The sequence below is a fragment of the Rhodanobacter sp. B05 genome, assembly GCF_002001085.1.
Lineage (GTDB): Bacteria > Pseudomonadota > Gammaproteobacteria > Xanthomonadales > Rhodanobacteraceae > Rhodanobacter.
In genome coordinates this window covers 608,248-626,986 of the sequence record NZ_MUNU01000019.1, presented here as the reverse complement: position 1 = coordinate 626,986, position 18,739 = coordinate 608,248, and the positions used below count along the sequence as shown (strand labels likewise).

Below are 18,739 nucleotides of genomic sequence, written 5' to 3'. Positions count from 1 at the left end.
CAAGGGTTTTTGTGTCTTTTCTACTCTGCCACTCGCTCAAACAGTGCCACCCCCCAGGAAAGGCCGACGCCGAAGCCTGTTGCAAGAACCAGATCGCCGCAATCCAGGTGTTCCTGCTGTTCCATGAGCAGCAGTGGGATGGATGCCGAGACGGTATTCCCCAGTTCTGCGCAGTTCTGCGGAACCTGGTCATTCAGCAATCCCATCTTGTAAGCCAGCTTGCCGAGAACAAAGCTGTTTGCCTGATGGAACGCAAATATCCGGATGTCCGTCTTGGCCAGTCCGTTGTCCTTCAAGGCGGCATTGATGGCGTCGGGTACCACTCGCAGGGCGAACGACAGGATGCCTGGACCGTCCATATGGATACCAGACAAAACATTCATGTCCGGATGGATGGCGGATCCCCTGGCGATGAAATCCTCGTATCCGGTTCCGTCGGAATAGCAACGGGAATAGATCAGGCGAAGGCCGCTTCGTTTGGTCGAAAATGCCGTTGCCGTGGCGGCATCTCCGAACAATACGCGGGTCGTGAGATCGTCAGGTCGAATCAGGCGCGTGTAGCAGTCGGCGTTGACAAGAATGGCCTGATGCAACGCCTCAGCCCGAATCATGGCGGCAATCAGGTGACTGCCATAGATGAATCCGCTGCAGCCCTGATTAATGTCCAGGGTGTAACAGTCCTTTCTGAAGCCAAGCTGGCCATGCACCCGCGACGAGACGCCCGGGATCAGATGATCCGGCGTCTGGGTGCAAACCACCAACCCGTCGAATTCGTCGACCTTGCCGGCAGTGCGAAGCAGCAACTGATTCGTGGCGCGCAATGCCAGGTCACTCGTATATTCGTTTTCCGTCACAACATGCCTACTGCGCACGCCGGTCTTCTTCACGATGCGATCAAGGTCGGATTCGGACTGTTCCAGCGAAACGGCGTCGTTGCGTTCAATTCGCGACCCGAGGGCAGGGGCAATCAAATTGAGGTAGACATCAGTCATGAGGCTTGCCGTATGCAATGACTTTGGCGGGTAAGCCGAAGACCGTGGTGTATGGCGCGACATCCCTTATAACGACGGTGCCTGCGCCGACTACCGCGCCTTCTCCTATGGTTACATGCGGTAGAACCACTGCGTGGGGATGGACGGTACAGAATGGGGAGAGCTTCGCATGGCCGCCAATAAAAGCGTGCGAGCTCACAGTGACGCCATGACCAACCAGCACATCATGTCCAACTACTGCGAAGCCTTGGATCAGCACATCGTTTCCCAAGACGACGGATGATGAAATGCTGCAAGCGCCGAGAAAGATACTGTTGATGGATTGATCAATCCTGGTTGCGGTCATGACGTCGGGTGAGATCAGGCTGGTGAATTTCCCTCCGACGGCTTCAAGTTGCTCGCGCACCATTTGGCGTGCCCGCCCGTCACCGAAGCAGGTCAGATACCTGGCGGCAGGATTCGGTTGATGGCCTTTGATAGGGCCAAGAATTTCGGACGCAACATTTTCGTCGTCGAGAAAGCCCTGGATCTTGAAGGGTATGCCTCGGGCTGCGACCCAGGCCGCCACTTCACGGCCGAATCCCCCATGGCCAAGTAAGATCAAATTTACACTTTTCATTGCACGCTAAATCCGCCGTCGACAATGATGTTCTGTCCAGTAATGAACGACGATTCGATTGACAAAAGAAAGCGTACTGTTGAAGAAATCTCCATCGGTTTTGCGTAACGCTTGCCTAGCGGATAGCGGTCCTTATCAGCTTGTATGGCTTGGGAAGATAGCTGGCGTGCGTTTTCTACCAATTCAGTCTCGACCATTCCTGGTGAAACGCAATTCACCCTTATGCATCGATGAGCCAGCTCTAGCGACATTACTTTGGCAAACGCAGCGAGCGCAGCCTTCGTCCCTGCGTATGCCGCTGTGCCCTTCATGCCAATACTGGTGCCAAGGATTGATGAGACAAGAACGAGAGACGCATGAGTGTTTAGCTTGCCTGAACGTGCAAGTTCCGAAATCAGTGCGAGCGGCGCCGTCTGATTGATGGCGACCGTACGCTGATACTTTTCCATGGAAAAGTAACGTAGTGGGTTGTTCTCCACGATACCTGCCGAGTGCACTAATCCATCAAGAGGAGCAATCGATGAAACAAGGTTCTCGTAACGCTCGAAATCGGTAAGGTCGAATGCCACGGCCTGCAGCGCGTTGCCGCCAAGCTGCCTGAGTTCATCGAGACGCTGCTCATTGCGCCCGACTGCTGTAACGTGTGCGCCGTGGGCCAGCAAATCCTTTGTGACCGCATAACCGATACCGGACGTTGCACCGGTGACCATGATGTGCTTTCCGTCAACCATGCTGTATCCGACTCGCATAGAGTTCGTGAAAGTGACCGATTCGCCCCTCACACGGTTGCAATTGAACTTGGAAGCCGATGCGTGACAGTCCCGCCTGACAGGATTCGACCAGTACCTGATCTTCTCGCAGCGCCTGCTCGGTAAATCTTACAGCTTCTTCTTTTATCTGGTCTCGTACGGCATTTGAAAGCGCTTTGAGTGCGGGGAGTTCAAACAAAATCCACTTTAGATCGGTGGTCGAAACACTGGTTGGAACAACGTGACTGAGGAATCCCACAAGACCGTTTGTATTCGACAGAAAGAGGTCCGGAAAGATGTAGGTATGCCGGTAATGATGCCCCGCTCCCGGGGAAAGCTTTCGCATTGCATGCTGCTTGTCGCGTGAAGGATTGGGCGTCAACTCGCTCCAAGACGAATGCTTGCCGCCGCCCCAACTGTAGTTGCCAGTGGACGTAAATCCGGCGGGTCGGAACGTATTCCCATGGACAAAACTCAGGTGGTATCCCTCCAACACGTTCTCCACGAGTAGTTTCCAGTTGCACTCGTGAGCCAGTGTGCTTTGATGAAAAGGACGTTCCACTCTGATCTCGGCGTTGGCGAGTGCGCTGGATACCTCGCTTGTATCAGGCTCACTTCCCGAAAGCCCGAGAAAATATAGATCGTCGGACTGCTTCACCGGGAACGCTGGGAGGGTTCGTACTGCGATACAACTGTTTTCTGCGAGGGGCGCCTCAGCCAATGTGCCGTCTGCTGCGTAACTCCAGCCATGGTACCGGCAACGAAAAGGGCGTTCGCCACGCCCAGTGGGGTCAATCAGGGCGTTGCGATGAAGACACACATTTCCGAAGGCACGGACATCGTCGCCAGAACGTCGTACGGTGATTGCTCTGCGTCCGAGCACCATGCTGAGATATGACTGCGGCGCCTCATAGTCGAATCTAGTACCAACGAACATGCGCTCGCGGAAGATATTCTCTATCTCAAGGTCAAGAATCGACGGATCAACGTACGATTGGCGGTCAATAGATGGCATCGCTCTCAACGCAGGTTAGGATCGAGTTTGCCGGTACTTGCAGCACCGCGCTGCCCCAAGATAGGCCGACGCCAAAGCCGGATACAGCGATGGTGCGTGCCTCACGAAACAGGCTTGCGTTGGTACATAGCGTGACTGGAATGGAGGCCGAACTCGTATTGCCGTAGTGCTCGATGGACGTAGGTACCTTGTCAGGAGTGAAGCCGAGCTTTTTGGCGATGGTGTCGTTGATCATCTTGTTGGCCTGATGTAGGACAAGAAGGTCAATATCGTCGGGTGTGGTGCCCCCGGCATCCACAACACGCCTGATACTGAGAGGTACTTTTGAGATGGCAAAGCTGAAGATGTCTGCGCCGCGAAGAATCAGGTTGTCGGGTCGTCGTAGGATGCCGTCAGCGCTTGCTTCCATCTGTACGGTGCCTTGAAGCGGCGGTGGTCGCTTGGACGCAAGTCCACCTCCGGGAATGATGATGGCGTCCTTTCCGGAGCCATCCGACATCAAGTCAAGATGAATGGGTGTTGCGTGTTCGTCCAGTTCGAGCGCTGTGGCCGAACCCGCATCCCCAAACAGCGGCCAGGAGCTCTTGTCGTGTTTTGCGCAAACGCGACTCGAAACATCGCCAATGAGAAGAAGTGCGCGATTGATTCCCAGCGACTGCATCATCGAGCCAACGATGGCGAGACCGTACGGATAGCTGGAACAACCCAGATTCACGTCGAAGGCAACGCAGTTTTGTGGGAGCCCAAGTTTTTGCTGGATGACGATTGCGGTGGCAGGCACGGGTTGATCGCCCGTCTGGGTTATCAGCACCAATGCCCCTACGCTTTCGCGTGACCAATCCAGATATTCAAACGTCTGCTCGGCTGCCGCAATGCAGAGATCGGAGGCACATTGCCCGTCGCGAACGATGTGTCTGGATGCGATGCCGGTGGCCTTTTGAAAGCGGAGGCGTTCCTCCGGATTCAGGTATTCATAGTCCTGAGTACGCGCAACGTCGGTCGGAACCGCCGCGGCAATAGCGCGAACTGCGACTCCCGACAGAGCTTTCATGGCAGCTTGGATTTCGCTTTGACTATTTGCCACAGATCACCAACCGTCCGGCTGGATTCCACGTCCTGTCCACTCAGGGCCACATTGAAGTCGGCATCGGCCATTGCAATGATGGACAACGTGTTCAAGGAGTCCCAGATGTCCAGTGCCTTGAAGTCGGTATCTGCGTCCAAAGTGCTTGGTTCGACTTCAATGGCAAACGAGAATTTTTCGATGAATGCTTCAATGGTCATGCTTTCAACTCCGTGGACTGGCCACTGTTCTAATAGCGTCGGAAACGGTCTGTATGGCTTCCTGAGACAGTGTGATCCCGGTAGGAAGCACGACAACAGATTCAGCAATTCGCTGCGTGTGAGGCAGCATCAACCCTGCATGGGGGAAAAGGTCCTTGTAGGGTTGCATGCGGTGCGACCCAGGCCAGAAATACTTGCGGGCCAGGACGTTCTCCGCCTGCAGCGCAATGATAATCTGATCGCGCGTGGCAGCGCAGGTGTCGCTCACCTCCAACACCACGTAGTGATGGCTGTTGTCCTCATTCTGGTCGTAAGCAAGCACTGATATGCCCGCAATGCCTGCCAGGGCTTGGGTGTAGGTTGCATGCGCGCGTCTGCTGCAAGCCACCACCTCGGCATGCCCGTCCAGGTTCGTCAATCCCATCGCCGCGCACACTTCGATCATCTTGCCATTGGTGCCCGGATGGATGACGTTGTCGTAGCCGTGGAAACCGAAGTTGCGCATCAGGCGCATGGTTTCAGCCAGCTCGTCGTCGTTGGTTACGACCGCGCCGCCTTCGAACGTGTTGAACGACTTGGTGGCATGGAAGCTGAGCACTTCGCAGGCACCAAAGCGGCCAATCATCCGCCCCTTGTAGGTACTGCCGAAAGCGTGCGCCGCGTCGAACATCAGCTTGAGGCCGCGCTCGTCGGCAATGGCCTGCAACTCGTCGATGGGCGCCGCACGACCCCACAGGTGTACGCCGATGATGCCGCTGGTGCGCGGCGTGATCATGCGGCGCACGGCATCGGGGTTAAGGTTGTGGGTGGTGGGGTCGATGTCGGCGAACACAGGCGTGATGCCCTGCCAGTACAGCGCATGTGCTGTGGCGACGAAGGTCCATGAGGGCACGATCACTTCGCCTTCCAGGCCAAGAGCGCGAATGGCGATTTCGAGAGCGATGGTGCCGTTGCACATGGCAACGCAGTGCTTGACGCCGAGATAGTCGGCGATGCGCTGTTCGAACTCCTGCACCATCGGACCGTTGTTGGTCAGCCACTGATTGTCGAGGATTTGGTTGACGCGCTGCAGAAATGCTTCGCGGTCCCCGATGTTCGGACGACCCACGTGCAGCGGCTGATCAAACGCGGGTGGCGCGCCGTTGATGGCCAGATCAGCTTTGCTGCGAATGACTTTGGTTGACACGTTGGATGGTCCCCCGAGAATCGATGACGTGGTTTGGATCAAGCGTATCGCAACCGACGGCGATATAGCTGTGTCGTACTTTCCCCGTTGAAACCCGCAGCCCCGGGTTCTGCCTTATTGCATGCCCGGCAATGCGCGCAGTTGTTTGAGGCTGGCGTCCAGGCTCCCTCCGATATTGAGTGCTTGCAGACCCTCGAACGCGGTGCGGGCATCCGCCTTGCTTCCCTGTGCCACCAGCATCCGCACCAGGGTGATGCGGTAGGCTGGCTCATTCGGTTTGGCGCTTACGGCTCCCTGGATCATGCGCAATCCAAGGGCATGATCATCCAGCACGTTCCAGGCATAGTCACCGTAGGTGGCCTGCAGACGCGCGCTGGGTCCCGGATGTGCGAGCGCGGCGAGGAATGCCTGGATCATGCGCTGCTTGGGCAAATCGCACCGGCTTTCGCGCACGCACTGGGTCAGCGCGCCCAGCGAGCTTTCGTCCTGAACGCCCGGCCGGCGTGCCTTGAGCTTGGTGATCATGCTGTCCCACCAGGCATCTTTCAGCGGCAGGTGCATGCGTGCGTTCATGAAGATCAGCGCCTGCTCGGGAAGGATCGAGGCATCGGGCAGGGCGGCAGCTTTCTCCAGCGGTGCGTACGCCAGCTTGGTGAATGGAGACGCCGGATCGTAGTGCGAATAGATGATGTAGGTGCGGCCCAGCTCGTACTCGGCGCGCGGGGACTGCGGCGCGCGGCCGGCGAGGTCTTCGGCCAGGCGCAGCGGATTGCCCCAGGCATAGGCGGTGAGTGCGGTGAGCGCGGTCCAGCACAGCAGCAGCGCGCCCAGCAGTACGTGACGCGGAAGTGCAAAGGCTTCGCCGCGTGGTGCTGCCAGCAACGGTACAACGGCCAACAGCAGGCCGAAGCTGGCAAAGTAGTTGCGGTGTTCGTACACCAGTTCCAGCGGCAGGATGGTGCCGGTAAGCAACTGGCAGCCGAGGAACAGGCCGATACCCAACGCCACCAGCGGCTGGCGTTTGCGCAACCAGATCATCAGCATGGTCAGGGCGGCCAGGAACACAATGCCGGCGAGCGTGGTCCATGGCTTCAGCAGGCCGGTCGAGATCGAGAAATCGTCGTGGTAGAACGACAACGCGTCCGGCGTGGGCAGCAAGGTCCAGCGGATGTACCCCGCCACGATGCGTGCCTCGCTGAGCAGTCGCGTCCGCAGACTGAAATCGCGGGTCGACCAGTAACCGGGGTTGAAGACCTGGGGCAGCAGCCAGGCCACGCCAAGGATCATCGGCAGCAGCAGCAGCACGATGAACAGGCCGATCAGGCGCTTGTCGCGCCCACCGGTCGGCGCGCGGAATCCGAAGATCAGCCATTCGATGAACATGGCGTACAGCGGCAGCATCACGGCCGTTTCCTTGGCCAGCACCCCGACACCGGTACACGCCACGATGCTGGCCACGCAGAGCAGGAAGCCGCGGGTACCGGACGATATCCCCGATCGATGGGAGTCCGCAGCGCCTTCCACATCACCGGACTTCACGGCCAGCATGCGTAGTCGCCCGGCAACGTAGCCGAGCAGGCCAAGCAGCACGAACAGGTTGGCCATGCTCTCCATGCGCTGCACCACGTAGAGCACACCGGTGAGGTTGATCGGCAGCAGCATCCAGCAGCCGGCTACCAGCGCCGCGACGATGCCGGCGCGATGCGTTGTGCCTTCGCCTGTCTCATCCGTAGGAGCCCGCTCGCGGGCGATGCCTTCATCAGAGGTTACCAAGAGCATCGCCCGCGAGCGGGCTCCTACGAGATGGCGGGCGTGCAGGCACTGCAGCAGGGCACGCGTCAGCAGAAACACCAGCAGCCCGTTCAACAGATGGATGACCAGGTTGGTCAGCTTCATCCAGTACGGATCGAGGCCAGTGACCAGATAGTTGGCGGCGAAGCTCAGCGAGGCCAGCGGCCTCTTGAATTCGGTCGCAGGCGATGAAAGTGCGGCGCCTACGAGCGACGCGAAGCTGGCGTCATGGGGTTGCACGCCGTGGTTGTCCACGATATTGGGATAGTCGTCGAACAGGAATCCGCCGGACAAACCTGGCCAGTACGCTGCAAGCGTGAGTGCGAACGCGGCGAACAGGAGCCACCACGGCAGGGTCGGGCGTCGGAAAGGTTGGCGCATCAGTGGGTGCTGCTCGGTTCGGGGACTGGGTGTGCAGTATTGGTGCTGGCGGCGCTGGCGTCGAGGCTCAGCTGGTGCCGCAACCGGGCCAGCTCATGGGGCCAGTAGTTCTGCCGCGTCAATATCCACTCATGGATCGTCGGCATGCCGAAGCCGGGCGACATCGTGCCGGCCTGCACCTGTTGGTAATGGTCAAGCAGTTTCAAGCCCTGCGTGGGAAAGCCAGCCGCACCCAAGGTGGCCGCGCCTTGCAACGCCATGCCGGGGCGCACTTGCAGGTCGAGTGCTTGCATGAAGTCATTGAGCGCCGCGTCCGGTTGGTGTCGTGCCAGTGCGATGCGGCCGCGCAAATAAGTCAGATCCTGCTGCGGCCCGGCTTCGCCAAGCGAGGGATTCTGCAGGCCCGCATCGACGAGGTCGCCCAACGCCGGAAGGGTCAGGCCAGGGCAACTGTCCGAGCTTGCCACGGGCAGTGTGCGATCGAACCAGTGCGCAATCAGCGCGCCGACGTTCTTCGTGGTACGCATGGCGGTGCGCGCGGCCGCCAGGTCGTCGGGGCTGATGCCCCCGGTCATGCAGCGCGCGCCAATCAGGTTGAAGGTGAGCTGCACCTGGTCCGGCTGTGCGGCAAGCAGACTTTCCAGTCGACGGATAGCCTCCCGTGGATGACCGTTCTGCATCTCGATCTGGGCGGCGTTGGTCTGTGCGCGGGCTGATTGCGGGTTGATCCCCGCCCAGATCAGAGCCTGCTGCTGCACATTGCCCCATACCTCGGCGCGGGCATGCGTCATCCAGGCCAGGCCTAGCGGCAGTGCGATCAGCAGGACACGTTTGGGAACTTTCAGTGAACGGGAGTCGGTCAGCCAGAGGCCGAGCGGCCAGAACATCAGCAACGCCGGAACATAGTTGCGATGTTCGAAATAGAGCTCGAGCGGGATCGAGGTGGATTCCAGCAGTTGACCGGCAAAGTAGAACAGCACTGCCAGTGCCAGCGCGGGGCGGCGCCGACGCAGCCACCATGCCCCGCCGAGCAGGGCCAGCACGCCGAGGATGGCCGGCAAGGTGCTGGCAGGATGCAACAGCGATGTCGAAGCGGCGTACTGGTCGTTGAACAGCCCGCTGGAATATGGTCGCGGCAGCCACAGCAACTGCAGGTAATCGAGCAACACGCGCGGCTCGGTCAGCAGCCGTTGGGCATAGGTCCAGGGGCGCGACGCGGGACCACCGCCGATGATGCCGGTCACGCCCACCCACGCGAGATAGGCGACGATCGCCAAGGCGGGAATGGCGGCGAAGATCAGCAGGCAGGCGCGATGCGCGCGCCGTGCGCTGCCCGCGGGCTGCGACGGTCGCGGTACCAGCACGATGAACTCGATCAGCAGGGCGTAAAACGGAAGCAGCGCGCCATTGGCCTTGGCCAGCACGCCCAGCAGCGTGAAGCCGCCCAGGCCGAGCACGCTCCACAGCAATCCGCGATGGAGGTTGCCGGCGGCCAGTTGATTCCGGCCATGCAGCCAGATCAGCAGGCCGGCCAGCACGCAGGTGGCCGGCAGCATCGCCTCGCGTTGCACGATGTAGAGCGTGGTGGAAACCAGCAGGGGATGCAGCAGCCACAGCGCCGCGCCGAACAGCGCGGCAAGGCGGCGGCGCCAGGGCGCGACCTCCAGCAATTGGCCCAGGCGGCTCAGCAAGGCATACAGCAGGGCGCCGTTGAGCAGGTGCAGGATCAGGTTGGTGCGCTTGAACGGATAGGGGTCGGCTGGCCAGTTCCGCGCGTCGAGCAGGAAGGTCAGCAGCGTCAGCGGTCGCCCGGTGGGGTCGGCGATGCCGGAAGTGATGTATCGCCAGAACGTGGACCAGTTGTCGATCGGTCCGCTGGTGCCCAGTGCCGGCAGGTTGCCGAAATCGTCAAACAGAAAGGCGCCATGCAAACCCGGCGCGTACGCCCACCACACTACGGCGGCCAGCAATAGTGCGATCAGCAGTGTGGGCAGCGTGGTCAGGCGCGCGCGCATGGACAGTCCGGCAAATGAAGAAGGGCCGCACGAGGCGGCCCTTCGGGACACACGGGCAATCGCCAGCGATTAACGGCAGGACGACGGCAGGTACTTGGTCGGCACGGTGGTCAGTGCATTGGTGCAGGACCACTTCATGCTGCCACCGGTGGTGATCGGCGAGAGCGACAGCACCTTTGTATCGATGGCATTGTTCGCTTTTTGCGGAGTGCCGCTGGCATATTCGGCGGTGAGAATGCCGGTGCTAGTCACGGTCACGTCCTTGACGTAGCTACCGTTGATGGAGGCGGCCGTGGCCAGACCTGCGGATTGGTTGGTTCCCGGGAGCCTGCCGTAGTTGCTGTAGAACTCGGCAACCGCCGTCTTGCCGCCGTCCATCAGGGTGGCGCCTTCAGACACCTGCGCGCGCACCAGGTAATCCTGGTAGGCGGGAATGGCGATGGCGGCGAGGATCGCGATGATCGCAACCACGATCATCAGTTCGATCAGGGTAAAGCCTTTCTGCATCTTCTTCATGGTGGTTCCTCTATGGATGGTTAGCTAACCGTTGATGCCCCCTGAGCCCCGGTCCCGGATCCCCCTAGGCAGGATCGGACCCCATACTCATGGTCAGGAACGACCAGGAAGCTCGCAGCAGACGAAGCAGTTTGCGTGCCACATCTGCCGCTGGTGTATTCCCGCATACCGCAGGCTCGGGGATTGTGCCTCTCGTCACGAAAGGCCGCAAGCACTGGTGTGTCCGGAATCGTCCTGTTCCGTTTATTGCCGCCACGTCAGCCTGGAGGCTGGCGTGGCGCGGCAATTAGTGACGTGTTTTGTCAGTTTGTGTTGTTTCGTCCTCGCGACAGACAGGCATCAGGTGCGGCAGGACGATGGCAGGTACTTGTTGGGCACCGTGCCTCCGCTGCACGCCCAAGTGATGCTGCCGGCGTGAGTGAGTGCCGACAGCACCAAGGTGCTCGATTGGATCGCCACGTTCGCCTTGGCGGTATTGAACGACACGGTGATTTTTCCGGCTGGCGCCACGTCCAGGCCCGAGACATAAGTGCCGAGGATTGAGGTACTTTGAGCCAGTCCCGCTGACTCGTTGTTCTTGGGCATTCGTCCGGTGTTGGAAACGAAGTCCCATTCTGCGGCCTTGGCGCCGCCAGCCAGCACCAGGCCCTCGGATACCTGCGCGCGGATCAGATAGTCCTGATACGCGGGGATGGCGATGGCGGCGAGGATGGCGATGATGGCCACGACGATCATCAATTCGATCAAGGTAAAACCGGCGGATTGGCGCTGGCGCTGGCGTGACATGGTGGATTCCCCTGGAGTTCGTCAGGGGACAAGCACGTTTTGTACCGAGATGAAAACCGCCACGTGCGCCGCATCACAAATTGGAGTCGTACCGTGATGTTGATTTGCGGGCCGACCGGCGACCCTTATCGCAGGGATTGGTTCGCGGCTGGCTTCCTGAAGTCCAGGATCCACTGGCCAAGGCGATGGACCACGAACACGGCCAGCATGATCTCGAGGCCGCGAAACGGGATCGAATACCGTGGCTCGGCCTGCAGCGTGCAGTAGACCGCCGTGGCAAACAGTGCGGTGAATGCCACCGTCGCGACGCCGTGCTGGTTCCATCGCCGGGCGAATGCAGCAATCAATCCCCCCGCCAGCACCAGCATCAGCAGCAGCGGGTTGAGGGCGCGACTGACCGCCTTGGCCACCTCATACAAGGTATTGCTTTCGAACGGCGAATGGCGGGTGGGATAGACGTAGATGTCGCCTTGCCCGATACGGATGTTCCAGCCCCAGAACAATGCCGGTTTGCCCAGATACCACCTGACGTATTGCCACGGATCGCGTCGCATGCGTCGCCCGATGCGCTCGAGTCCGGCAACGCGGTCGTTCTGCAACAGCGTAGTTTCCTGTTCAATCACGTGCAGGATGAATTCCCCGGCGGGGTCGTGTTTCATGGCTGCGGCGTAAGCGTCCTGGAAGCTCGGCCACGAACCCTGCACCAGATTCTCCAGGGCCCTGCCCTGCGAGGATGACGGCCCCGACGGAACCAGGCTGTTGCGAATACCCCAGGGCACGGTCAGGGCAAGACCGCCGACAAGAAGGCCTGCGAACATGCGCACGGGAATCTTGCGCCGCAGCAGCAGGTATATCGCCAGCAGAGGCGCCAGCGGCAACAGGACGGCGTTGGTCAAGGCGCCCATCGAGAGTGCCAGACCGCTGGTGGCGGCCCAGCCAGGACTTCGCTTGTCGAGTGCGACACGCAGCAGCAGCAGGCCAAGCGCCAGCAGAAAACCGGTCAGGGTTTCGGTCAACAGGTAGCTGCACATGACCACGCTGTGCGGCCAGACCGCCATCAACACCCCCGCCGCGGCCAGCCACGGCGAAGGCATCCACGCCCGGCCCAGCCATATCATGAGGACCACGGTCAGTGCCCCCAGCAAGGCTTGCGAGAGCAGTACTGCCGAGTACCAGCTGTTCCATTGCGGGAACAATTTCATCCAGGCGGCCAGAAACACGGGGTAGCCGGGGTCGCGATAGCTGTCGCCGACGACGACGTCCGCGTCGGCGCGTGCCTTGGAGAACACCCCGTACTGGCTCAGGTTGCGCGCGTAGTTGTAGTAGTCGACGGCGTCGCCGCGAACGTTGGTGTGGTTGGCTGGTTGATAAACCTCGGCATGGACGACGTAGTAGTAGCGAAACGCGAACGCAAACAACCCCACGCATGACAGAAGAAGCCACCAGTGCCAGCGGTTGCGGTTGGCTGAATCAGTCTTGGGCATGCTTGGACCGTCTGGTGTCATGTGAAAAGGCAGTATGCATGACGAAGACTCGCTGGCGGAATGCGTTACTCGCCCGCGCAAAACGTTGCCGCGTCGGCAGGGAGGGGGAAGCATGCATCGCTGGACTGGCGTGGGCGCGACACCGCCGGGTCAGCGCACCGGTCGATAGGTCCACAGACTGTGCAGCGCGAAGGTAGCCGGCGTGACGAGGGCGATCACCAGCAGTATCCCGATGCGGTAGTCCAGGTGTGCGGCTTCGGCGGTGGCGGCGATCGCCGTGGTTGCGATGAGGCCGAACAGGGCAACGCATGCGTAGCGCCGCAGGGTTTGGTGATCCATGCGGCTGGAGAAGCTCCACAAGGTATTGGTGGCATAGGAGAACCCGGTGGCCGTCAGGAATGCGATCGGATTGGCCACGTACGGCAACGTGCTCAGCCAGGCGATCAGGGCCATGGCGACCACCACGTGGATGCCGGTGGCGATCAGCCCGGTGATGCCGAATCGGATGAGCCGCATGAACCAGGGCGGCCCGCGCCAGTTCCTATCCTGCACGGACGATGCCCATCAGCGAGACGCCGGCCGGAAGGTTGAAGCGGGTCAGCATGCGCCGTTCGCTGGAGAAAATCGCGTAGAGGGTCGAGTTGATGAGCGATGCCGGAATTTTCGTGCCGGACGCCCGCTTGCGGGAGACGATGCGATCCTTCAGTCGCGCCACGGTCGCCAGCGGCAGCAGCAGCGTGTTGAAGTAGGTGATGCGGTCGATGGACAGGCCACTCTCGGTGAAGACCCGACGCAGGGTGCGGGCGGTGTAGCGCCGCTTGTGGTGCAGGAAGACGTCATGCGCACTCCACAGCCAGCGGTACGCGGGCACGGTGATGAGCATCCGTCCACCGGGCGCAAGATGGTTTCGAAGCGCCGCGAGCGTCTGCACGTCTTCGTCGATGTGCTCGAGCACGTCGAACATGCAGATGAGATCGAATTGCTCGCCCGCGAAGGGGATGTCGTCCGGGCAACTGCCGGCGCGTATGGTGAATCGGCCTTGGGTTTTCTCGGACGAGAGCTTTCTGGCGCTCTCGTCCATTTCGAGGGCGCTCACGTTGCCGTGCCGGGACAGCATCATCAGGTTGCCACCGGTCCCCGAGCCCACCTCGAGGATGCGGGCCGCGCGTGGCAGCGCCATGGTCCCGATGATGCGGTCGAGGATTTTCCGGCGCCCGCGGAACCACCAGTGCACGGATTCCGTGCTGGCCATTTCCACGTAGGCTTCAGGATTCATCGCTGTTGCCGTAGACCTGACGCACGACATACACCGGTCGTTGCTTCGACTCGGTGTAGATCCGGCCGATGTATTCGCCGAGAATGCCGACGCTGAGCAGTTGCAGGCTGCCGAAGAACAGGACCGTCACCAGCAGCGAGGCGTAGCCCGGCACGTCCACGCCGTAGATTAGTGTCCGGGTGACGATGAAAATCAGGTAGATCAGGGTCAGCAGCGTGCTGAATGCACCGATGTAGGTCCATATGCGCAGCGGGGCACTGCTGAAGCTGGTGAATCCCTCGAGTGCGAAGTTCCACAGCTTCCAGCCGGTGAACTTGCTCGTGCCCGCCGACCTGGGCTGGCGCGTGTAATCGACCACGTCGGTATGAAATCCGATCCACGCAAACATGCCCTTCATGAACCGCTGTCGTTCCGGCAGGCGCTTCAACGCCTCGACGGAGGCGCGGTTCATCAAGCGGAAATCGCCGACGTTGGCCGGTATTTCCACGTGGGAAACGTGATTGTGGATCTTGTAGAACAGGTTTGCGGTGCCGCGTTTCGCCACCGAGTCCCCGTTGCGATCGATGCGCCGCGCCAGCACCACGTCGGCGCCAAGGCGCCACTTTTCGATCATCCGGATGATCAGTTCGGGCGGGTCCTGAAGGTCGGCGTCCATCGGAATCACCGCGTCGCCCGTGGCAACATCGAGGCCCGCAGTCAGCGCCGCTTCCTTGCCGAAATTGCGCGACAGTTCGAGGATCTTGATCCGCGGGTCGGATCGCGACGCGGTGAGCAACCGCGCCAGCGTATCGTCCTTGCTGCCGTCGTCGATGCATACAATCTCGAATGTCACCGCATCGACGCTTGCGAGTGTCGCGCCGATGGCTTTGAAAAATGCGTCGACACCGACCCCTTCGTTATAGAAAGGAACGACGAGCGACACGACGGTGCTTGCCTGCATATCCGATACCCATTGCGACGGCCCGGGGTGGCGTCCCCGCAGCGCAGTCAGATGGTAGCGCACTGCCTAGACACCGGACCGGGCTGTTGGAGGGGCACGCGTGGGAGTGCTGGCGTGCCAGACTGAAGCGCACTGTTTCAGCTGATTTTGAGGATTTCTCAACCCCTTCAAGCCGTGCCGGATTGTCACGGAGTGGGAGGCAGCGGGTGCGGCAGGTATCTCGACGCTTGCCGGCCACGCCCGCGCAGCTTACCGTCAACGTTTCCAGCCACCTTCAAGGAACCCCTGATGAAACCTCTGATAGCCGCCCTGCTGCTTGCCCTGGCGGCGTCCCCTGCGTTGGCGGGCGATGTCGTCGACACCAGCTTCGTCAAGGTCCAGGGCTCGCATGCGTTCAACGTGCGCGACATGGTGATGATGGATCGGGTCAGTGATCCGCAGTTGTCGCCGGACGGGCGCTACGCGGCATTCGGCGTGCGCAGCACGGATTACGCGGCGAACAAAGGGGTCAACGCGATCTACGTGCTGGATCTGGCGGGCAAGGACGCCAGGCCGGTGAAGGTGGTGGACAAGGGCTCGTCGGCGCGCTGGTCGGCGGATGGGCACAGCCTGTATTTCACCGCGTCGGCGAAGGATGTGGCGCAGCTGTGGCGGGTCGACCTGGGCGGCAAGGATGGCTTGAACCTGGTCAGCCATCCTGCGGCGCTGCAGGTGAGTCACGGGCCGCTGGACATCAACGACTACAAGCTGTCGCCCGACGGCAAGCAGGTGCTGCTGTCCTATGAAGTGTTCACCGACTGCGCCAGCCTGGCCTGCACCGAGCAGCGTATCGAGGCGCGCAAGCAGGACAAGGCCAGCGGTACGCTGTACAAGAAATTGTTCGTGCGGCACTGGGACACCTGGGCGAATGGCCGGCGCAATCAGCTGTTCGTGGGCACGTTCGGCGCCGATGGCCAGCTGCCCGCCGAGCCGACCCTGCTGAGCCGTGGTATCGACGGCGACGTGCCGAGCAAGCCGTTCGGCGACGACAGCGAGTTTGCGTTCGCGCCGGATGGCAAGAGCGTCTATTTCGATGTGCGCATCGCTGGCACCAGCGAGCCGTGGTCGACCAATTTCGACATCTATCGCGTGCCGGTGGACGGTTCGGCCGCGCCCACCAACCTCACCGCGGCGAACAAGGCCTGGGACGCGTATCCGGTGCCGTCGCCGGACGGCAGGACGCTGTACTACCTGGCGATGAAGACGCCGGGTTTCGAGGCGGATCGCTTCGCCATCATGGCGATGGACCTGGCTACCGGTGCGATCCACGAGGTGGACCCGAAGTGGGATCGCTCGCCCGGCGGCCTGGCGATTTCCGCCGATGGCAAGACCCTGTACGCCAGCGCCGATGACGAGGGCCAGCACCCGCTGTTCGCGATCGACCCGGCCAACGGCCAGGTGCGCAGTCTGTCCGGTGCCGGCACGGTGAACGAATTTTCGCTGGCAGCCGGCAAGCTTCTGCTGTCACGCGACGACCTGAAACGGCCGGCCGACCTGTACACGCTTGATTTGCGCCGGGCCAGGGCCGATGGCGCTGGCTTGAAACAGGTCACCCACTTCAACGCCGAGGATCTGAAGGAGGCCAGGGTCGGCGACTTCCAGTTCTTCAATTTCGTCGGCTGGAACAACGAGACCGTGCAGGGCTACGTGGTCAAGCCGGTCGACTACCAGAAAGGCAAGACCTACCCGGTCGCCTTCATCATCCACGGTGGCCCGCAGGGTGCGATGACCAACGGCTGGAGCTATCGCTGGAACCCGCAGACCTATGCCGGCCAGGGTTTTGCCGTGGTCACGATCAACTTCCACGGCTCCACCGGCTACGGCCAGAAGTTCACCGACGCGATTTCCGGCGACTGGGGCGGCAAGCCGCTGGAAGACCTGAAGCTGGGCTGGAAGGCTGCGCTGGACAAGTACAAGTTCCTCGACGGCGACCGCGCCTGCGCCCTGGGTGCCAGCTACGGCGGCTACATGGTGTACTGGATGGCGGGCGTGTGGAACCAGCCGTGGAAGTGCCTGGTCGACCATGACGGCGTGTTCGATGCGCGCATGATGTATTACGCCACCGAAGAACTGTGGTTCGAGGAAAAGGAAAACGGCGGCCCGCAATACGAGGTGCCGCAGAACTACGAGAAGTTCAACCCGATCGACCACGTCAAGGACTGGCGCGTGCCGATGCTGGTGGTGCATAGCGACGACGATTTCCGCATCCCGATCACCCAGGGCCTGGGCGCGTTCACCGCGTTGCAGCGCCGCGGCATCCCCAGCGAATTCCTGACCTTCCCCGACGAGAACCACTGGGTGCTGAAGCCGCACAACAGCGTGCAGTGGCATGACACGGTGAATGCGTGGTTGAAGCATTGGACGGCACCGGAAGCGGCGTCGAAGTAAGCCACGAAAAGCCCCACTCCCCTCGGTCGCTACGGGGGAGAGCGCGTTGCTTGCCGACGTGCCCTTCTCCCCTCGGAAGAAGGTGGCGCGAAGCGCCGGATGAGGGTGCGGATCAGGCATGAAGGTTCCGCTTGCGTCCGAACCCTCACCCCAACCCCTCTCCCGAGGGGAGAGGGGCTTTCCAAGGCCGAGACCACGGCGATGACACCCGCCTATCCCCCGTCAATCCCGAGCAACAGCTTCCGCACCGGCGCCGGCAGACCGAGTGCATCGAGTTCGCCGATGCTGCACCAGCGCAGCTGCGGGTTGTCGGCGACACCGGCACCTACCGTCACGCGATCGAACAGCAAAGGTTCGATGTCGAGGCGATAGTGGCTGAACACGTGGGTGAACGCCGCGAGGGCTTGCGCGTCGTCGATTCGGGCGTGTTGCCGCGCGATGCGCCAGGCATGGTCGGGATCGGCTGCTTCCGGCAGGCTCCACAATCCCGACCAGACGCCCTGCGCACCACGCCGCTCCAGCAGAACGCGCCGCTGCCTGTCGCGCAGCACCAGCATCACGGTGGCGCGGGTGGGGATCGACCTGACCGCCTTGCGCGTGGGCAGCTGCGCGGTGAGGCCGTCGCGATGGGCGGTGCAATCGGCGGCGAGCGGACAGGTCTCGCAACGTGGGCGTGAGCGCGCGCAGACGGTGGCGCCCAGGTCCATGATCGCCTGGGTGTAGTCCGCGACGCGCTGCTTCGGCGTATGCGCTTCGGCGTGTCGCCACAGTTGCTTCTCGACGGCGCTCGCGGCGGGATCGCCGTGGACGCCGTGGTAACGGGTCAGCACGCGCTTGACGTTGCCGTCGAGAATGGGAAATCGCTCGCCGTGCGCCTGGGCCAGGATGGCACCGGCGGTGGAGCGGCCGATGCCGGGCAGGGCATTCAATGCGGTGAAGTCGTGCGGCAGTTCGCCGCCATGTTGCGCCACGCAGATCCGCGCGGCCTGGTGCAGGAAGCGCGCGCGGCGGTAGTAACCCAGTCCCGACCACAGCGCCAGCACGGTGTCCTCGTCGGCCGCGGCGAGATCGCGCAAGGTCGGCAATGCGGCCACGAAGCGCTCGAAGTAGCCGACCACGGTGGCGACCTGGGTTTGCTGCAACATCACCTCGGACAGCCATACGCCGTACGCGTCGCGCTCGCCCGGCGCGGTTTCGCGCTGCCACGGCAGGTCCTTGCGGCCATGCTGGTCGAACCAGCGCAGCAGCCGGCTGGACAGGCTGGCGGTCATGGGTGCT

General features: G+C 61.5%; 17 protein-coding genes. 1 reads left to right on the top strand and 16 read right to left on the bottom strand.

Annotation, left to right across the window (positions count from 1 at the left end):
- Positions 1-20 precede the first annotated feature (20 nt).
- The 15 genes from B0E47_RS16545 to B0E47_RS16475 all read right to left on the bottom strand — a co-directional run bounded on the left by B0E47_RS16545 (position 21) and on the right by B0E47_RS16475 (position 15,034).
- On the bottom strand, positions 21-992 hold the full coding sequence (locus tag B0E47_RS16545) for a ketoacyl-ACP synthase III (RefSeq protein WP_168171095.1): 972 nt from the start codon (positions 990-992) through the stop codon (positions 21-23).
- Positions 985-1,611 carry a hypothetical protein gene (locus tag B0E47_RS16540; protein ID WP_077515344.1) on the bottom strand — a complete coding sequence of 209 codons (627 nt, stop codon included), beginning with the start codon at positions 1,609-1,611 and terminating at the stop codon, positions 985-987. Before B0E47_RS16540 ends, B0E47_RS16545 begins: the two co-directional genes overlap by 8 nt.
- Positions 1,608-2,342 (bottom strand): SDR family oxidoreductase, encoded by a 735-nt coding sequence (locus tag B0E47_RS16535; protein ID WP_168171094.1) that lies wholly within the window; start codon positions 2,340-2,342, stop codon positions 1,608-1,610. The genes B0E47_RS16540 and B0E47_RS16535 overlap by 4 nt, the downstream gene beginning before the upstream one ends.
- Positions 2,335-3,375, bottom strand: coding sequence for an SRPBCC family protein (locus B0E47_RS16530; protein WP_077515341.1), 1,041 nt, complete (start codon positions 3,373-3,375; stop codon positions 2,335-2,337). The genes B0E47_RS16535 and B0E47_RS16530 overlap by 8 nt, the downstream gene beginning before the upstream one ends.
- A complete protein-coding gene (locus B0E47_RS16525) occupies positions 3,362-4,426 on the bottom strand; it encodes a ketoacyl-ACP synthase III (protein WP_077515339.1) in 1,065 nt (354 codons plus the stop codon). Before B0E47_RS16525 ends, B0E47_RS16530 begins: the two co-directional genes overlap by 14 nt.
- Complete coding sequence (locus tag B0E47_RS16520) at positions 4,423-4,659, bottom strand: acyl carrier protein (protein WP_077515337.1); 237 nt, start codon at positions 4,657-4,659, stop codon at positions 4,423-4,425. The genes B0E47_RS16525 and B0E47_RS16520 overlap by 4 nt, the downstream gene beginning before the upstream one ends.
- A 4-nt stretch (positions 4,660-4,663) precedes the next feature.
- The gene (locus B0E47_RS16515; protein ID WP_077515335.1) at positions 4,664-5,845 is read right to left on the bottom strand and encodes a DegT/DnrJ/EryC1/StrS family aminotransferase; all 1,182 of its coding nucleotides are present in this window, start codon (positions 5,843-5,845) and stop codon (positions 4,664-4,666) included.
- Between the two features lie 114 nt (positions 5,846-5,959).
- Entirely contained in the window at positions 5,960-8,017 is a 2,058-nt protein-coding gene (locus B0E47_RS16510) for a hypothetical protein (protein ID WP_077515333.1), read from the bottom strand.
- Positions 8,017-10,032 (bottom strand): hypothetical protein, encoded by a 2,016-nt coding sequence (locus B0E47_RS16505; protein ID WP_077515331.1) that lies wholly within the window; start codon positions 10,030-10,032, stop codon positions 8,017-8,019. Before B0E47_RS16505 ends, B0E47_RS16510 begins: the two co-directional genes overlap by 1 nt.
- 69 nt (positions 10,033-10,101) lie before the next feature.
- Positions 10,102-10,548, bottom strand: coding sequence for a pilin (locus B0E47_RS16500; RefSeq protein ID WP_077515330.1), 447 nt, complete (start codon positions 10,546-10,548; stop codon positions 10,102-10,104).
- 339 nt (positions 10,549-10,887) lie between these two features.
- Entirely contained in the window at positions 10,888-11,334 is a 447-nt protein-coding gene (locus B0E47_RS16495; protein ID WP_077515328.1) for a pilin, read from the bottom strand.
- A gap of 125 nt (positions 11,335-11,459) precedes the next feature.
- Entirely contained in the window at positions 11,460-12,818 is a 1,359-nt protein-coding gene (locus B0E47_RS16490; protein WP_168171093.1) for a glycosyltransferase family 39 protein, read from the bottom strand.
- A 150-nt stretch (positions 12,819-12,968) separates the two neighbouring features.
- Positions 12,969-13,334, bottom strand: coding sequence for a GtrA family protein (locus B0E47_RS16485; protein ID WP_077515424.1), 366 nt, complete (start codon positions 13,332-13,334; stop codon positions 12,969-12,971).
- 25 nt (positions 13,335-13,359) lie between these two features.
- Positions 13,360-14,094, bottom strand: a complete 735-nt coding sequence (locus B0E47_RS16480) for a class I SAM-dependent methyltransferase (RefSeq protein WP_077515326.1) — start codon at positions 14,092-14,094, stop codon at positions 13,360-13,362.
- On the bottom strand, positions 14,084-15,034 hold the full coding sequence (locus tag B0E47_RS16475; protein ID WP_077515324.1) for a glycosyltransferase family 2 protein: 951 nt from the start codon (positions 15,032-15,034) through the stop codon (positions 14,084-14,086). The genes B0E47_RS16480 and B0E47_RS16475 overlap by 11 nt, the downstream gene beginning before the upstream one ends.
- Positions 15,035-15,322: 288 nt before the next feature.
- Between B0E47_RS16475 and B0E47_RS16470 the strand changes: the two genes are divergently transcribed.
- Complete coding sequence (locus B0E47_RS16470; protein ID WP_077515322.1) at positions 15,323-17,461, top strand: S9 family peptidase; 2,139 nt, start codon at positions 15,323-15,325, stop codon at positions 17,459-17,461.
- Positions 17,462-17,673: 212 nt separating this feature from the next.
- On the opposite strand, the gene mutY is transcribed toward B0E47_RS16470, so the two are convergent.
- Positions 17,674-18,732 (bottom strand): A/G-specific adenine glycosylase, encoded by a 1,059-nt coding sequence (gene mutY, locus B0E47_RS16465; protein ID WP_077515321.1) that lies wholly within the window; start codon positions 18,730-18,732, stop codon positions 17,674-17,676.
- Positions 18,733-18,739: the final 7 nt, after the last annotated feature.

What these genes read in the sequence shown, in the direction of transcription:
- B0E47_RS16500 (WP_077515330.1), bottom strand. Translation starts at nt 10,548, where the DNA reads ATGAAGAAGATGCAGAAAGGCTTTACCCTGATCGAACTGATGATCGTG.
- B0E47_RS16490 (WP_168171093.1), bottom strand. Translation starts at nt 12,818, where the DNA reads ATGCCCAAGACTGATTCAGCCAACCGCAACCGCTGGCACTGGTGGCTT.
- B0E47_RS16485 (WP_077515424.1), bottom strand. Translation starts at nt 13,334, where the DNA reads ATGCGGCTCATCCGATTCGGCATCACCGGGCTGATCGCCACCGGCATC.
- B0E47_RS16545 (WP_168171095.1), bottom strand. Translation starts at nt 992, where the DNA reads ATGACTGATGTCTACCTCAATTTGATTGCCCCTGCCCTCGGGTCGCGA.
- B0E47_RS16540 (WP_077515344.1), bottom strand. Translation starts at nt 1,611, where the DNA reads ATGAAAAGTGTAAATTTGATCTTACTTGGCCATGGGGGATTCGGCCGT.
- B0E47_RS16505 (WP_077515331.1), bottom strand. Translation starts at nt 10,032, where the DNA reads ATGCGCGCGCGCCTGACCACGCTGCCCACACTGCTGATCGCACTATTG.
- B0E47_RS16510 (WP_077515333.1), bottom strand. Translation starts at nt 8,017, where the DNA reads ATGCGCCAACCTTTCCGACGCCCGACCCTGCCGTGGTGGCTCCTGTTC.
- B0E47_RS16480 (WP_077515326.1), bottom strand. Translation starts at nt 14,094, where the DNA reads ATGAATCCTGAAGCCTACGTGGAAATGGCCAGCACGGAATCCGTGCAC.
- B0E47_RS16470 (WP_077515322.1), top strand. Translation starts at nt 15,323, where the DNA reads ATGAAACCTCTGATAGCCGCCCTGCTGCTTGCCCTGGCGGCGTCCCCT.
- B0E47_RS16535 (WP_168171094.1), bottom strand. Translation starts at nt 2,342, where the DNA reads ATGGTTGACGGAAAGCACATCATGGTCACCGGTGCAACGTCCGGTATC.
- B0E47_RS16495 (WP_077515328.1), bottom strand. Translation starts at nt 11,334, where the DNA reads ATGTCACGCCAGCGCCAGCGCCAATCCGCCGGTTTTACCTTGATCGAA.
- mutY (WP_077515321.1), bottom strand. Translation starts at nt 18,732, where the DNA reads ATGACCGCCAGCCTGTCCAGCCGGCTGCTGCGCTGGTTCGACCAGCAT.
- B0E47_RS16520 (WP_077515337.1), bottom strand. Translation starts at nt 4,659, where the DNA reads ATGACCATTGAAGCATTCATCGAAAAATTCTCGTTTGCCATTGAAGTC.
- B0E47_RS16475 (WP_077515324.1), bottom strand. Translation starts at nt 15,034, where the DNA reads ATGCAGGCAAGCACCGTCGTGTCGCTCGTCGTTCCTTTCTATAACGAA.
- B0E47_RS16530 (WP_077515341.1), bottom strand. Translation starts at nt 3,375, where the DNA reads ATGCCATCTATTGACCGCCAATCGTACGTTGATCCGTCGATTCTTGAC.
- B0E47_RS16525 (WP_077515339.1), bottom strand. Translation starts at nt 4,426, where the DNA reads ATGAAAGCTCTGTCGGGAGTCGCAGTTCGCGCTATTGCCGCGGCGGTT.